This window comes from Martinezella sp. CNPSo 3732, assembly GCF_057784515.1.
Genome location: NZ_JBXSOO010000002.1, coordinates 355,773 through 371,146 on the forward strand (window position 1 = coordinate 355,773; position 15,374 = coordinate 371,146).

Annotated in this window: 11 protein-coding genes; 5 read left to right on the plus strand and 6 right to left on the minus strand. The window is 60.7% G+C overall.

Annotated elements, in window-relative coordinates:
• Positions 1 to 18: 18 nt before the first annotated feature.
• Together purN and purM are read right to left on the minus strand one after the other, a co-directional pair.
• The gene (purN, locus tag AC13RM_RS06600) at positions 19 to 690 is read right to left on the minus strand and encodes a phosphoribosylglycinamide formyltransferase (RefSeq protein WP_440479471.1); all 672 of its coding nucleotides are present in this window, start codon (positions 688 to 690) and stop codon (positions 19 to 21) included.
• A complete protein-coding gene (purM, locus tag AC13RM_RS06605; RefSeq protein ID WP_285173411.1) occupies positions 687 to 1,760 on the minus strand; it encodes a phosphoribosylformylglycinamidine cyclo-ligase in 1,074 nt (357 codons plus the stop codon). Before purM ends, purN begins: the two co-directional genes overlap by 4 nt.
• Before the next feature lie 221 nt (positions 1,761 to 1,981).
• On the opposite strand from purM, the gene AC13RM_RS06610 reads away from it, so the two are divergent.
• From AC13RM_RS06610 to ppx, 4 genes are all read left to right on the plus strand, one after another.
• Positions 1,982 to 3,112: an AI-2E family transporter gene (locus tag AC13RM_RS06610; protein WP_440479470.1), complete on the plus strand. Its 1,131-nt coding sequence runs from the start codon at positions 1,982 to 1,984 to the stop codon at positions 3,110 to 3,112.
• Between the two features lie 2 nt (positions 3,113 to 3,114).
• Positions 3,115 to 3,828 carry a DnaA regulatory inactivator HdaA gene (hdaA, locus tag AC13RM_RS06615; protein ID WP_440479469.1) on the plus strand — a complete coding sequence of 238 codons (714 nt, stop codon included), beginning with the start codon at positions 3,115 to 3,117 and terminating at the stop codon, positions 3,826 to 3,828.
• A 75-nt stretch (positions 3,829 to 3,903) separates the two neighbouring features.
• Positions 3,904 to 6,105 carry an RNA degradosome polyphosphate kinase gene (locus tag AC13RM_RS06620; protein WP_113229585.1) on the plus strand — a complete coding sequence of 734 codons (2,202 nt, stop codon included), beginning with the start codon at positions 3,904 to 3,906 and terminating at the stop codon, positions 6,103 to 6,105.
• Positions 6,106 to 6,116: 11 nt separating this feature from the next.
• Positions 6,117 to 7,637: an exopolyphosphatase gene (ppx, locus tag AC13RM_RS06625; RefSeq protein ID WP_113229586.1), complete on the plus strand. Its 1,521-nt coding sequence runs from the start codon at positions 6,117 to 6,119 to the stop codon at positions 7,635 to 7,637.
• Between the two features lie 151 nt (positions 7,638 to 7,788).
• On the opposite strand, the gene AC13RM_RS06630 is transcribed toward ppx, so the two are convergent.
• The 4 genes from AC13RM_RS06630 to AC13RM_RS06645 all read right to left on the minus strand — a co-directional run bounded on the left by AC13RM_RS06630 (position 7,789) and on the right by AC13RM_RS06645 (position 13,262).
• Positions 7,789 to 9,147 carry an esterase-like activity of phytase family protein gene (locus AC13RM_RS06630; protein WP_374816261.1) on the minus strand — a complete coding sequence of 453 codons (1,359 nt, stop codon included), beginning with the start codon at positions 9,145 to 9,147 and terminating at the stop codon, positions 7,789 to 7,791.
• Positions 9,148 to 9,310: 163 nt separating this feature from the next.
• The gene (locus AC13RM_RS06635; protein ID WP_374816205.1) at positions 9,311 to 10,363 is read right to left on the minus strand and encodes an adenylate/guanylate cyclase domain-containing protein; all 1,053 of its coding nucleotides are present in this window, start codon (positions 10,361 to 10,363) and stop codon (positions 9,311 to 9,313) included.
• Between the two features lie 191 nt (positions 10,364 to 10,554).
• The gene (rnd, locus tag AC13RM_RS06640) at positions 10,555 to 11,700 is read right to left on the minus strand and encodes a ribonuclease D (RefSeq protein WP_285173405.1); all 1,146 of its coding nucleotides are present in this window, start codon (positions 11,698 to 11,700) and stop codon (positions 10,555 to 10,557) included.
• Between the two features lie 170 nt (positions 11,701 to 11,870).
• The gene (locus AC13RM_RS06645) at positions 11,871 to 13,262 is read right to left on the minus strand and encodes a multicopper oxidase family protein (protein WP_488554713.1); all 1,392 of its coding nucleotides are present in this window, start codon (positions 13,260 to 13,262) and stop codon (positions 11,871 to 11,873) included.
• A gap of 266 nt (positions 13,263 to 13,528) precedes the next feature.
• Between AC13RM_RS06645 and aspS the strand changes: the two genes are divergently transcribed.
• Positions 13,529 to 15,319, plus strand: a complete 1,791-nt coding sequence (aspS, locus tag AC13RM_RS06650) for an aspartate--tRNA ligase (RefSeq protein ID WP_488554714.1) — start codon at positions 13,529 to 13,531, stop codon at positions 15,317 to 15,319.
• The last annotated feature ends 55 nt before the right edge of the window (positions 15,320 to 15,374 follow it).

Consider the following 15,374-nt stretch of genomic DNA (forward strand, 5'->3'; position numbering starts at 1 on the left):
AGCCACAGAATTCCTTATTTAACCTGCATCCCCAAGCAGTGACAAAATCTGCCGTCCATCGACAGCGGGTGTTTTACCGAGGCTCACGGCCTTGCCGCCTTCCATCCTGACCTTGCCTTCCGCCACCAGCCGCAGCGATTGCGGATAAATCTGATGTTCGACCGTAAGCACGCGGGCGGCAAGGCTGTCGGCGGTATCGTCGGTCAAGACAGGCACGGCAGCCTGGCCGACGACCGGGCCTTCATCCATGCCTTCCGTGACGAAATGCACGGTGCAACCGGCAATGCGCATGCCGGCGTCGATCGCGCGCTGATGCGTGTGCAGGCCGGGGAAAAGCGGCAGCAGCGAGGGATGAATGTTGATGATCCGGCCCTCGTAAGCCTGGATGAAGCGGCCAGAAAGCAGCCGCATATAGCCGGCAAGGGAGATGATGTCGGGGGAGAGGGCTTCCAGCTGTGAAAGGATCGCCTCTTCATGGGCTTCCTTGCTGGCAAATTCCTTGCGCACGAAAGCGAAGGTCGCAATGCCTTCCGCCGCAGCCTTTGCGAGGCCACCCGCATCAGCCTTGTCGGAGATGACGCCGACGATCTCGGCAGGGTAGTCCGTTGCCTTGGTGGCTTTCAGAAGGGCCAGCATGTTGGAGCCGCCGCCCGAGATGAAGACGACGACGCGTTTGCGCGGCGTGGTCATAGAGCGAGCGTGCCCTTATAGACAGTGCCGGGAGCGCCTTCTTCGCGAGCGACCATGCGGCCGAGCGTAACGACTGCTTCGCCTTCAGCCTCAAGCACGGCTTTCACGGCTTCGACATTCTCTTGAGCAACGACGACGATCATGCCGATGCCGCAGTTGAAGGTGCGCAGCATTTCCTTGGCCTCGACGCCGCCTGTCTTGGCAAGCCACGAGAAGACCGGCGGCACCTTGACGGCGGCCAGATCGATTTCGGCGGCGAAATGCTTCGGCAGTACGCGCGGAATATTCTCCGGAAAGCCGCCGCCGGTGATGTGGGCGAGGGCCTTAAGGGCATGGGTTTCGCGGATGGCTTTCAGCAGCGGCTTCACATAGATGCGCGTCGGCGTCAGCAGTGCTTCGCCGAGCGCCTTGCCTTCGGCGAAGGGAGCAGGCGCATCCCAGCCAAGCCCGGAAAGCTCGACGATCTTGCGCACCAGCGAGAAGCCGTTGGAATGAACGCCTGACGAGGCGAGGCCGAGAATGATGTCGCCTTCGGCAATATCGCCCGAAGGAAGCAGTTGGCCGCGTTCGGCGGCACCGACGGCAAAGCCCGCCAGATCGTAATCGCCGTGGGAGTACATGCCCGGCATCTCGGCCGTTTCGCCGCCGATCAGCGCGCAGCCTGCATCGCGGCAGCCGGCAGCGATGCCGCCGACGATCGCGGCTCCCTGGTCCGGGTCGAGCTTGCCGGTGGCGAAGTAATCGAGGAAGAACAGCGGCTCGGCGCCCTGGACGACCAGATCGTTGACGCACATGGCAACGAGGTCGATGCCGACGGTGTCATGATAGTTGGCGTCGATCGCGATCTTGAGCTTGGTGCCGACGCCGTCATTGGCGGCAACCAGCACCGGATCGGTGAAGCCGGCAGCCTTGAGGTCGAACAGGCCGCCGAAGCCGCCGATCTCGCCGTCCGCACCCGGCCGACGCGTCGAACGGACGGCAGGCTTGATCTTTTCGACCAGCAGGTTGCCGGCGTCGATATCGACACCCGCGTCGCTATAGGTCAGACCGTTTTTTCCAGACTGGCTCATGCTTCCGCCTCCGATGGCCGCCCATCCATTATGACAGGGCTTTGATCGGGTCGCCATTGCATGATAGGGGCCTTTATGCAAGGCGCAAGCGCCGCAAACCCTTCGATTTCCCCGCTTCCCATTGCCCGAGACGGATTTCCGGTCTCAGGCTTGACCATAATTGCGGCATCATCCTATGTCCTAAGCACACGGCAAGCGAGCGCGAAGTAACGGGGAAGACGATGGAGCAAAAGGTCAGCGGGGCGAGCCTCAAGCGTCAAGTCACCTTCTGGGTGATCGTGCTCGTCACTTTCATCGCCTTTATCTATATCTTCAGTACGATCCTGCTGCCGTTCATCGCCGGCATGGCGGTGGCCTATTTCCTCGATCCGGTCGCCGACCGGCTGGAGCGGATCGGCCTCAGCCGCCTGATGGCGACGGTGGTGATCCTCGTCTCCTTCGTGCTGGTCTTCGCGCTGGCTCTGACGATCTTCATTCCGATCATCGTTAATCAGTTCAACGATTTCATCCAGCACATTCCGACCTATGTGCAGCAGATTCAGCAGCTGATCGCCAAGGCGCAGACGATGGTGCTGCCGGATTGGATCCGCAATCAGCTCGGCGCGATCAAGGACAATTTCTCCAGCATCATGTCCGAGGGTCTGAGTTTTGTCGGCGGCCTGTTCGCGCAGCTCTGGAGCTCCGGCAAGGCGCTGGTCAACATTCTCTCGCTGATGGTCGTCACGCCCGTCGTCGCCTTCTATATGCTGCTCGACTGGGATCGGATGGTCGCCAAGGTGGACGACTGGATCCCGCGCGATCATGTCGCCACCGTTCGCCAGATCGCCCGCGAGATTGACCAGGCGATCGCCGGCTTTATCCGGGGACAGGGTTCGCTATGCATTATCCTCGGCGTCTATTACGGTGTCGGTCTCTCGCTGGTCGGCCTGAACTTCGGCCTGCTGATCGGCCTTTTCGCCGGCATGATCAGCTTCATTCCCTATGTCGGCTCGATGGTCGGTCTCGTTCTGGCCGTCGGCGTCGCGCTCGTTCAGTTCTGGCCAGACTATCTCTGGGTCGGCCTGACGCTCGTCGTCTTCTTCACCGGCCAGTTCCTGGAAGGCAATGTGCTGCAGCCGAAGCTCGTCGGCGAAAGCGTCGGCCTGCATCCGGTCTGGCTGATGTTCGCCCTTTTTGCCTTCGGCGCGCTTTTCGGCTTCGTCGGGCTGCTGATCGCCGTTCCTGCCGCTGCGGCCTGCGGCGTTCTTGTCCGCTTCGCCCTTTCGCGCTACCTTCAGAGTGATCTCTATTACGGACGCTCGGAAGCGGGCAAGGCGCGCAGAGCCAAGGCCAGCAAGACCGAGAATAGCTAGACATGACCGACGCAAAGAACGCTGATCTAAGGCGCAAGGCCGCCGAGCAGCTGCCCTTGGCCTTTACGCATGATCCCGCAAACGGGCGCGACGATCTGCTCGTCGCCGATCCCTTGAGCGCGGCGGTGAGGATCGTCGATTCCTGGCCGCATTGGCCGTCGCCGGTCGTCATCCTGGCGGGGCCCGTCGGTTCGGGCAAATCGCATCTCGCCAGCATCTGGACCGAGCGGTGCGGAGCCGTCCACATTCATCCTGTCGCCGGCTCCGATGCCGCAGTTGCAGCGGCGAACGGCCCCGTCATCTTCGAAGACGTGGATCGCCTCGGCTTTGACGATACCGAACTCTTTCATGTCATCAACAGCGTTCGCGAAAACGGCACCAGTCTCTTAATGACGAGCAGGCTCTGGCCGATGTCCTGGCCGGTGACGCTGCCCGATCTGCGCTCCCGCCTGAAGGCGGCGACGGTGGTCGAAATCGGCGAGCCGGACGAGGAATTGCTGTCGCAGGTAATCGTCAAGCTCTTCGCCGACCGCCAGCTTTATATCGATGACAAACTCGTCCTTTATATCGTCAATCGCATGGAGCGTTCCCTGAACGCGGCGCAGCTGATCGTCGACAGGCTGGACCGGCTGGCTTTGGCTCGAGGAACAAGGATAACGCGCCTGTTGGCCGCCGAGGTCTTGAACGAGCTGGGTGGTTCCGGCCAGACGGATTGAGCTGGCTGCGACTGTCACAGTTCCGTCGTCAAACTGATATAGGTGGCACAAGATTGGAAAGAGGGTAGGTGGAACATGGACTCGGCACTCACGGAACATCAGGACGCCAACCAGGAAAATCCAGAGGCCGCACCTCCGGTCAGCGAATTGATGACCAGCCCCGAGCGCTTCATCAACCGCGAATTCTCCTGGCTGCAGTTCAACCGCCGCGTCCTTGAAGAGACGCTGAACACCGCTCATCCGCTGCTGGAACGCGTCCGCTTCCTCTCGATTTCCGCCGCCAACCTCGATGAGTTCTTCATGGTGCGTGTCGCCGGCCTGGAAGGCCAGGTCCGCCAGAAGATTCTCGTGCGCACGCCAGACGGCAAGACGCCGGCCGAGCAGCTCGACGATATCCTCCGCGAGATTGACAATCTGCAGATGGAGCAGCAAGCCTCCCTTGCCGTCCTGCAGCAATATCTCGCCAAGGAAGATATTCTGATCGTCCGCCCGGCTGCCCTTTCCGATGCCGATCGTCAGTGGCTTCATACCGAGTTCGAGCAGGCGATCTTCCCGGTCCTGACGCCGCTTTCCATCGACCCGGCCCATCCGTTCCCGTTCATTCCGAACCTCGGTTTCTCGATCGCGCTGCAGCTGAAGAGCATGAACGGTCGCGAGCCGATGACGGCGCTGCTGCGACTGCCGCCGGCGCTGGACCGTTTCGTCCGCCTACCGGATGCCAGCAACGTCATCCGCTACATCACGCTCGAGGATGTGGTGAACATCTTCATCCACCGGCTCTATCCCGGCTACGAGGTGCAGGGCTCTGGTACCTTCCGCATCATTCGCGACAGCGATATCGAAGTCGAGGAAGAGGCCGAAGATCTGGTGCGCTTCTTCGAAACGGCGCTGAAGCGTCGCCGCCGCGGGTCCGTGATCCGCATCGAAACCGATTCCGAAATGCCGCTGGAGCTTCGCCAGTTCGTGGTGGAGTCGCTGAACGTCCCGGGAAACCGCATCGCGGTTCTGCCGGGCCTGCTCGCGCTCAACACGCTGTCGGAAATCTGCAAGGCGCCGCGCGACGATTTGCGCTTCGAGCCCTACAATGCGCGATTTCCTGAGCGCGTCCGCGAACATGCCGGCGATTGCTTCGCCGCGATCCGCGAAAAGGACATGGTCGTCCACCACCCCTACGAGTCCTTCGACGTGGTGGTCCAGTTTCTTCTCCAGGCTGCTAGGGATCCTGATGTTCTGGCGATAAAGCAGACGCTTTACCGCACATCGAACGATAGCCCCATCGTCCGCGCGCTGATCGATGCAGCCGATCTCGGCAAATCGGTTACCGCGCTGGTGGAATTGAAGGCGCGCTTCGACGAGGAAGCCAACATCCGCTGGGCGCGCGATCTCGAGCGCGCCGGCGTGCAGGTCGTCTTCGGCTTCATCGAGCTCAAGACCCATTCGAAGATGTCCATGGTTGTGCGTCGCGAAGACGGCAAGCTCCGCACCTATTGCCATCTCGGTACCGGCAACTACCATCCGGTCACCGCCAAGATTTACACGGACCTTTCCTACTTCACCTGCGATCCGACGATCGCCCATGACATGGCGAACATCTTTAACTTCATTACCGGTTACGGTGAGCCGGAACAGGGCATGAAGATCGCGGTTTCGCCCTATACGCTGCGTCCTCGCATCCTTCAGCATATCGAAGGCGAGATCGAACATGCCAAGAACGGCCGTCCGGGCGCGATCTGGATGAAGATGAATTCGCTCGTCGATCCCGATATCATCGACGCGCTGTATCGTGCCAGCAATGCCGGCGTCGATATCGAGCTTGTCGTGCGCGGCATTTGCTGCCTGCGTCCCCAGATCCCCGGGCTTTCGGAAAGGATCCGCGTCAAGTCCATCGTCGGTCGCTTCCTCGAGCACAGCCGCATTTTCTGCTTCGGCGACGGTCACGGCCTGCCGTCGGACAAGGCGCTGGTCTATATCGGCTCTGCCGATATGATGCCGCGCAATCTCGATCGCCGCGTCGAAACGCTCGTGCCGCTCACCAACAAGACCGTGCATGAACAGGTGCTTTCACAGATCATGCTGGGCAATATCATTGACAATCAGCAAAGCTACGAGATATTGCCGGACGGGACTTCACGGCGCATGGAAGTGCGTCAGGGAAAAGAGCCATTCAATGCACAGCAGTATTTCATGACCAATCCCAGCCTGTCCGGCCGTGGTGAAGCCTTGAAATCCAGCGCACCGAAACTCATCGCTGGGCTGCTGTCGGGCCGCAACAAATAAATTGGACCTGCATGGTTGAATCAGAAGCCCAGGGGCGTCTTCCGGGCATCGCCCCTGTCTCCGTTGTCGATATCGGGTCGAATTCGGTCCGTCTCGTCGTCTATGAAGGCCATTCGCGGTCGCCGACCATCCTCTTCAACGAAAAAGTGCTATGCGGCCTGGGCAAGGGCATAGCACTGACGGGAAAGATGGACGAGGAAAGCGTGGCGCGGGCGCTTGCCGCGCTGCATCGCTTCAAGGCACTCTCCGATCAGGCGCGTGCCGCCACCATCTACGTTTTGGCAACGGCCGCGGCGCGTGAAGCCAGCAACGGTCCGCAGTTCATCCATCAGGCAGAAGCCATCCTCCAGCGCAAGGTGCGGGTACTTTCAGGCGAAGAAGAGGCGCGCTTTTCCGCGCTCGGCATTATCAGCGGTTTTTTCCACCCCGATGGCATCGCCGGAGATCTTGGCGGCGGTTCGCTGGAGCTGATCGACATCAAGGATCGGGAGATCGGCAAAGGCATAACGCTGCCGCTCGGCGGCCTGCGCCTGTCGGAATATGCCGGCGGCTCGATCGAGAAGGCGCGCAGCTTCGCGCGCAAGCACGTCAAGACGGCCAAGCTATTGAGCAAGGGCGAGGGCCGCACCTTCTATGCGGTCGGCGGCACATGGCGAAGCGTGGCCAAGCTGCACATGGAAATCCGCAAATATCCGCTGCACATGATGCAGGGCTATGAAGTACCGCTCGACGAAATGATCCGCTTTCTGGATCAGATCGTCGAATCGAAGGATTCGAAGGACCCGGCGCTGCAGGCGGTTTCCAAGCATCGTCGTTCGCTGCTGCCCTTCGGCGCGGTCGCGATGCGCGAAGTGCTGACCGCGATGAAGCCCTCTGTGATCTCCTTCTCCGCCCAGGGCGTGCGTGAAGGTTATCTCTATTCCCTGTTGACCGAGGCGGAGCGCAACAGCGATCCGCTGCTCACCGCCGCCGGTGAGCTTGCCATCCTGCGCGCGCGTTCGCCGGAACATGCCCGCGAGCTGGCGGAGTGGACGGGGCGGATGTTGCCGTTTTTCGGCATCACTGAGACCGACGAGGAAAGCCGCTATCGCCAGGCAGCCTGCCTTCTTGCCGATATCAGCTGGCGTGCCCATCCGGATTATCGCGGCCTGCAGGCGCTGAACATCATCGCCCACACGTCCTTCGTCGGTATCACTCATGCCGGCCGCGCCTTCATCGCGCTTGCCAATTACTATCGTTTCGAGGGCTTGAACGACGACGGAGCGACCGAGCCGCTGGCGACGATCGCAACGCCGCTCTACATCGAACGCGCCAAGCTGCTCGGCGGCCTGTTGCGCGTCGTCTACCTGTTTTCGGCCTCGATGCCCGGTATCGTGCGCAATCTGTCGTTCCGCCGCTCGACAAACCCGGATTTGGACCTCGAATTCGTCGTCCCGGCCGAATATCACGATTTTGCCGGCGAGCGGCTGGACGGACGCCTGCAGCAACTCGGCAAGCTCACCAACCGCCGGCTGGCTTTCTGCTTCGAATGAAGAACAACCTTCTCCCCAGCGGGGAGAAGGTCGCGCGCAGCGCGGGTTGAGGGGGCGCTCGCGATAGGACTTGTTTCGGCTCCTATGAGAAAGCCATTCCCCTTCATCCGCCCTTTGGGCACCTTCTCCCCGAGGGGGGAAGGGAATTTTCTTACTTCGCGTTCAGGAAATCGCCGACTTCGAGCAGGCTGAATTCGTTGTCGTCAGCCTTCTCGACGGCGCGGCCTGCCGAGAAGGGCAGGTTGTTGTCGTTGCCGATGATGATGTGTGTGGCATCGACGCGGTCGACATTCTCGATGGTGACGAAGGGCATGTCGTAGAAGCCTTCGCCGCCGCCCTGGCGACGCTTGTGGTCCGGATCTTCGATGCGCAGCAGGTCGATATAGCCGATCTTGCGGACGGCCTTGCCGACATTGGCGTCGCTCAACTCGATCTTGTAGACGCGCTTCAGCTCGGCCGGAGCCTCGAAGCAATCCGGCTTCGGCTGCTTGGGATCGGCGCAAGCCTTGTCCTTCGTGCCGGCGCCGTTGTCGCGTTCGATGACCAGGGCCGTGGTTGCGTCGAGCATGTTGAAATCGCCGATCGAGACGCCCTTGTCGGCGAAGGGATAGAGCCAGCTGCGGCCGGTCCAGCTCTTCGAGGCGATGTCGAATTCGATGACCCGGATGGCCGTCTTGCCGTCGACGCTCTCCATCTGGCCGTCATCCTTGTAGATCGGGCCTTCCAGCAGGCCGTAGAGCTTCGAGCCGTCCTTCGACATGGCGAGGCCTTCGAAGCCGCCGGAGCGCTTCAGGTTGAAGACGGGCATCTTCTGTGTGGGGTTGCCGGGCAGCTGGATCAGCGGGTTGTCGGGCGACAGGACCGGCTTGCCCTCGAGCGTCGTTGCGAAGACGTCGGTCAGTTGGCCGTTCGTGTCGAATTTCAGCAGGTAAGGACCGAACTCGTCGCCGATCCAGAAGCCATCGGCAACAGGCTGGATCGATTCGATGTCGAAATCGGCGCCCGTCAGGTAACGCTTGTCGGCGCCTTCCATGACGATCGGGAAGGGGGCTTTCTTGTTCGGGTCGGACAGGAACAGGTTCTTGACGACCTCGACCTTGCCATTGTCCCAGTCGAATTTCAGCTGATGCAGGAAAAGCATCGCGTCGGAGGAGTTCTGTTTGGAGCCGAAGCCGTTGTCGGAGAGCGTCCAGAAGGTGCCATCGGGCATGGTCTTGATGCCGGAAAAGCCCTGGATCGGCTGGCCGGCGAAGGGCAGCTTCAGGTCGGTGACGCGGGCGCCGTCTTTGCCCGGCACGGTGCCGAGTGCGTCGGTGCGCTCGCGATCCGGCGTGGTGAACTTGCCTGACGTTTTCAGGAAGTCGGGCGCATCGGCGGGGGCGGCAGTGATGGTGTTGGCCGGCAGGATCGCCTGGCCGACGAGCTTTGCCTTGAATTGCTGCTCGTCTGCTTGCGCCGATGCGGCAAGCAGAATGAAGAGTGCCGTCGAGGCGGAAAGGATTCGGGTCATCATGTCACCTTGTGGTGGAGAGTGGTAAAAACAACTCCGCTTAACAGGCGACCCATGTCTGCGAATTAACGCTTAGGTGAAGATTTGGTGACTGTGGACAACCCATAGGCTGTGAAGTCCAGGCGTGCATCAATATCGAAATGCAGCCCAAAATGCGTATTGTTTACGATCTGCCGCGAACGCTCTTCAACGCTTGCCGGTCCTGCGTGTGAAGGGCGATGACGCCAAGGTGCTGATCGCGTCCGCGAACGGCATGTTCGCCAAGCTCTTCCTTGATGATCCCGTCGGGTAGCTCCACCCGTCTGGCAAGGTCGCTGGAAATCAGCACCTGTCGCTCCAGCGTTTTGCAGAGTGACTCCAGCCTTGCGGTCGTATTCACCGTGTCGCCGAAATAGGCGATCTTGTGGTGGTCGACGCCGATTTCGGCCGTCACGACATTGCCGCCATGCAGAGCGGCTCTAAGACGCGGCACCCTGCCGTAGGATTTCAGCCAGGTCTCGGCGTTCTTTTCGATATCGTCGAGGATATTGAAGACGCAGCGCACGCAATTGGCATTCTTGACGCCCCGCTGGAGCGGCCAGGTGATGATGGCGGCATCGCCGATATAGTCGTCGATCGCGCCCTTGTGCCGCCGCACCGGCTCGGCCATGGCGCCGAACACCGCACCGAGGAATTCTTGCGTTTTCAAGTCACCATATTCCTCGGCAAAGGCAGTGGAGCCGACGAGATCGACGAAAAGAAAGACGCGCTCCTCCTGCACCGGATTGCGGTAACGGCCGGTCAACAGGCTGGAGAAGACGTCGCGGCCGAGCAATTCCCGCACGCGCCCGATGAAAATGACGATGGCAGTCACCACCACGGCATAGATATAGACGTCTATCTTCAGCACCGTCAGGTCTTCCCATGATGCTTTCACGAGGCCTAGCAATTTCATGGAGCTGCCTGCGGTGGCATAGCCGACGCTCATCAGCAGGAAATCGACGACGAGAGCCGAAAGGATGAAGGCCGGCGTTGGCAGCCTATGCATCCAGTCACTCAGCCGCGGCAGGATCATGCGGCGCTCGAAGGCAAGCAGCGGCATGCCGCAGAACAGGGCGAAGATTCCGCCGATATATATCGGAGATTCCGGAAAGAATAGTTTGCCGTAAATGACGCCCGTCGAAGCGACGAACAGCGATATCAGGATCCAGTTGCGTATCGAATGGAAAATGCCCATTCACTTTTCCGCCGAGAAGCGACGTCTGTCATCGACGCGGGATTGCGCCGGCAAACTGGAACGTCATCGAATAGAACGATTACATCAGACGTTCATTCCACGAGATTTGCGGCGCAATCGTGATTGCAGCCGCGATATCGCTCGGCGAATCATACGCAATTACAAGGGATCCGGGAAGGAGAATGTCGCGGCTAGAGAGCGACGGTCTCGATCCGCTTGCCGACGAAGCGCAGGGCCACCTGGCCCTGGATCAGCTGCAGGGCCGTCTCGCCGAAGAGATCGCGCCGCCAGCCGGTCAAGGCCGCCACATCGGCCTTCTCTCCTTCCGCGGCGATCTTGTCGAGATCGTCGCTGTTGGCGATCACCTTCGGAGCAACGCCATGTTTTTCCGCAATAAGCTTCAAAAGGACCTTCAACAGTTCGGAAGCCGCTGCCGTGCCCTCGGGAGCCTGCTGATGGCGCGGCGGATGCGGCATTTCTGCCTTCGGCAGAGCCAGCGCCGCGTTGATCGCCTCAAGCACCGCCGTACCGGCGGCCGAGCGCTCCCAGCCCTTGGGGATGGTGCGCAGCCGCGCAAGCGCCTCGGTGTCCTTCGGTTGCTGCTGGGCGATTTCGTAGATCGCGTCATCCTTCAGTACGCGGGCGCGTGGGACGTTGCGGGCACGTGCCTCGCGCTCGCGCCAGGCTGCAACGTATTTCAACACCGCCAGCTCTTGCGGTTTGCGCAGCCGCATCTTCAGCCGCTGCCAGGCATCGTCGGGGTGCAGGTCGTAGGTCTCGCGCGCCTCCAGGATCGCCATCTCCTCCTGCAGCCAGGAGGCGCGCCCTTCACGCTGCAATTGCTCCTTGAGCGAGAGATAAACGTCGCGCAGATGCGTCACGTCGGCGAGTGCATAGTCGAGTTGCTTTTCCGAGAGCGGCCGGCGGCTCCAGTCGGTAAAGCGCGAGGATTTGTCGATATGGACGTTCTTGATGCGGCTGACGAGCTGATCGTAGGAGACCGAATCGCCGAAGCCGCAGACCATCGCCGCAACTTGCGTATCGAAGATCGGATGCGGAATGAGATTGCCGCGATGGAAGATGATTTCGATGTCCTGGCGCGCAGCATGAAACACCTTCAGCACCGATGGGTTCGCCATCAGTTCGAAGAAGGGTGCCAGATCCAGCCCCTTGGCCAGCGGGTCCACCAGCACTTCGGTGGTGGGGCTTGCCATCTGTATCAAACACAGCTCCGGCCAGAAGGTCGTTTCTCGCAGGAATTCCGTATCGATGGTAATGAATTCCGACTTGGCCAGCTCTTGGCAGGCCGCCTCCAATTGGGCGGTAGTTTCGATCATATCAACACATTCAATGGTAAAATACTTCCTTAACTTCCTTCTCCTTTCAGCCCGATATGTCAATACTTTCGCGGACAAAGCCTTTGTCGCATTTCGCTTTTCACTGAAATTGCCGGAAACAGGGACGGCTTCGACCAAGGCAACCAGAAATCGAAGCGGCTCGCGACTGGCTAGGCCACCCGTACGTAACTTGTCATGCCCGTCTTCTGGTGTTCGATGATATGGCAATGCAGCAGCCAATCGCCGGGATTGTCGGCGACGAAGGCAAGCTGCACTTTCTCATCCGGCTGGATCAGATAGGTATCGGAGACGAAGGGTTGCACCTGCCGCGTCGAAGAGGAGATGACGGTAAAGCTCATTCCGTGCAGGTGGATGGGATGGCTATGCGGCGTCACGTTTTCCATGTCGATGACATAGCTCTTGCCGAGCTTGAGTTCGGCAAGCGGCGCGGTCGGATCGGGCGTATCGCCCGGCCACGGCACCTTGTTGATCGCCCAGAAGCTGTAGCCGAGCGAACCGCAAATGCTGTTGTCGGCGGTGTTTTCTGCCGTCGAGCTCAAGATCAGTGGAATATGGGTGGCAGAGCCGAGATCAGCCTTCTGCACGGGATTGCTTTCGAGCGGCGCCAGATCGCGCACGTCGCGCTTCAATGATGCGCCCACGGCGCGCAGCGTCGCCAGTACCTTCGGATTGGTGCCCTTGATGTCCTCGAGCTTGACGATCGCGCCTTCGCTGTCGGGTATGCGCACGGCAAGCTCCAGCCGCTGTCCCGGTCCGAGCTGCAGGAGATCAAGCGGAAAACGCTGCGGTACGGGATTGCCGTCGATCGCGATCACGGTCGCCTCGGCGCCATCCATGCGGAAGGAATAGATGCGCGTGACGTCGGTAATGGCAATGCGCAACCGCACCAGACCGCCGGAGGGCGCATCATATTGCGGCTCCTGCTGCCAGTTAGCAGTCCGCACCGTGCCATAGGTGCCGGACTTGGCTGCATCGCGCGGCTTGAATTGCGCGATGAACTGGCCGTCGCTGCCAAGCCGCCAGTCGCGCAGATTGAGCACGACTTCCGAATCGAAGGCGGGATCCTTGGGATTTTCGACGACGATGACGCCGGTCATGCCGTGGCCCATCTGTTCCAGGGTGTTGCAATGCGGATGATACCAGAAGGTGCCGGCGTCCGGCGGCGTGAAAGCGTAATCGAAATGATCGCCAGTATAGACATAGGGCTGCGTGAGGAACGGTACACCGTCCATATTGTTGGGCAGACGAATGCCGTGCCAATGAACGGTCGTCGGATCGTCTATGCCGTTGATCAGTCGCGCGGCGAAGAGCTCGCCCTTCTTCATGCGCACCACCGGCGGCATGCCGGCGTTGCCATAGGTGAGCACGCTCCTGGTCGTGCCGCCGTCGGTGAGATTGGCCTCGATCTTGGCCGTCTTCAGCGTGAGTGGCTCGGCTGCCGCTGCCTTGCCCGCAAACTTCCCCGCGATTCCGAGGCCGACGCCATAGGCGCCGGCAATGGCTGAAGCTTTGAGCAGATTGCGGCGGGTAAGGATCGGCATGTTATGCTCCGGGGCGAAGATATATGGATGCCTGTTTAAAGTTGACTGAAGTGTTCAGCAATAGCGCCGAGGTAGCCAAACCGCCGCAGCGGCTACTTGCGGATGCTGTGTTGGATAGCGACTGAAAACAGCTTTAAGCTGACTTCCGGTGTTCGAGCCTTGACAAATCGGGCGTGCCATGCGCTTTTCCGCCCGATTTTCTCGTCGGCAGGCGAGGGGCTTGCATGTCCTTTCGCCGCGGCCCGCCAAGTCCAGGATTATATACTATGCATCGCTATCGCAGCCACACATGCGCCGCCCTGCGCAAGTCCGACGTCGGTTCGACCGTCCGCATCTCCGGCTGGGTTCATCGCGTCCGAGATCATGGCGGCGTGCTGTTCATCGACCTGCGCGATCACTACGGCATCACCCAGGTCGTTGCCGACCCTGATTCTCCGGCCTTCAAGCTCGCCGAAACCGTTCGCGGCGAGTGGGTGATCCGCATCGACGGCCTCGTGAAGGCCCGTACGGAAGACACCGTCAACAAGAACATGCCGACCGGCGAGATCGAGCTTTACGCGCAGGAGATCGAAGTGCTCTCCGCTGCCAAGGAGCTGCCGCTTCCTGTTTTCGGCGAACCGGACTATCCGGAAGACGTTCGCCTGAAGTATCGCTTCCTCGATCTTCGCCGCGAAACGCTGCACAAGAACATCGTCAAGCGTACGCAGGTCATTTCCTCGATGCGCCGCCACATGGGCGAAGTCGGTTTCACCGAATACACGACCCCGATCCTGACGGCATCGTCGCCGGAAGGCGCGCGCGACTTCCTCGTGCCGAGCCGTATCCACCCCGGCACCTTCTACGCGCTGCCGCAGGCGCCGCAGCAGTACAAGCAGCTGCTGATGGTCGCCGGCTTCGACCGCTATTTCCAGATCGCGCCGTGCTTCCGCGATGAAGATCCGCGCGCCGATCGTCTGCCGGGCGAATTCTACCAGCTCGACCTCGAGATGAGCTTCGTCACCCAGGAAGATGTCTGGAACACGATGGGGCCGCTGATGACCCAGGTGTTCGAGGAGTTTGCCGAAGGCAAGCCGGTCACCAAAGAGTGGCCGCGCATCCCTTACGATGTTGCCATCCGCAAATACGGCTCCGACAAGCCGGACCTGCGCAACCCGATCGTCATGGAAGCCGTCACCGAGCATTTTGCCGGCTCGGGCTTCAAGGTCTTCGCCAACATGATCGCCTCCAACCCGAAGGTCGAAGTCTGGGCCATCCCGGCCAAGACCGGCGGTTCGCGCGCATTCTGCGACCGCATGAACGCCTGGGCGCAGAGCCAGGGCCAGCCGGGCCTCGGCTACATCTTCTGGCGCAAGGAAGGCGAGAAGCTCGAAGGCGCAGGTCCGCTTGCCAAGAACATCGGCGAAGAGCGCACCGATGCGATCCGCACCCAGCTCGGACTGGATGATGGCGACGCCTGCTTCTTCGTCGCCGGCGATCCCGCCAAGTTCTACAAGTTTGCCGGCGAGGCTCGCACCCGGGCCGGCGAAGAGCTGAACCTGGTCGACCGCGACCGCTTCGAGCTGTGCTGGATCGTCGACTTCCCGTTCTTCGAATGGAGCGAGGAAGAAAAGAAGGTCGATTTCGCCCACAACCCGTTCTCGATGCCGCAGGGTGGCCTCGAGGCGCTGCAGAACCAGGATCCCCTCACGATCAAGGCGTTCCAGTACGACGCCGTCTGCAACGGCTTCGAAATCGCTTCGGGCTCGATCCGTAACCAGTCGCCGGAAACCATGGTCGCCGCCTTCGAAAAGGTGGGCCTCAGCCAGGCAGACGTCGAAGAACGCTTCGGCGGCCTTTACCGTGCCTTCCAGTATGGTGCGCCTCCGCACGGCGGCGCTGCCTTCGGTATCGACCGTATCGTCATGCTTTTGGTCGGCGCCAAGAACCTGCGCGAGATCTCGCTGTTCCCGATGAACCAGCAGGCGCAGGATCTCCTGATGGGTGCTCCCTCGGCCGCAACGCCGACGCAACTGCGCGAACTGGCGATCCGCCCGGTACCGCCGGTAAAGAAGGACTAAGTCCTTCAGGGCTTACCAAAATGCAAAAACCCGGCGACCGAAATCGCCGGTTTTT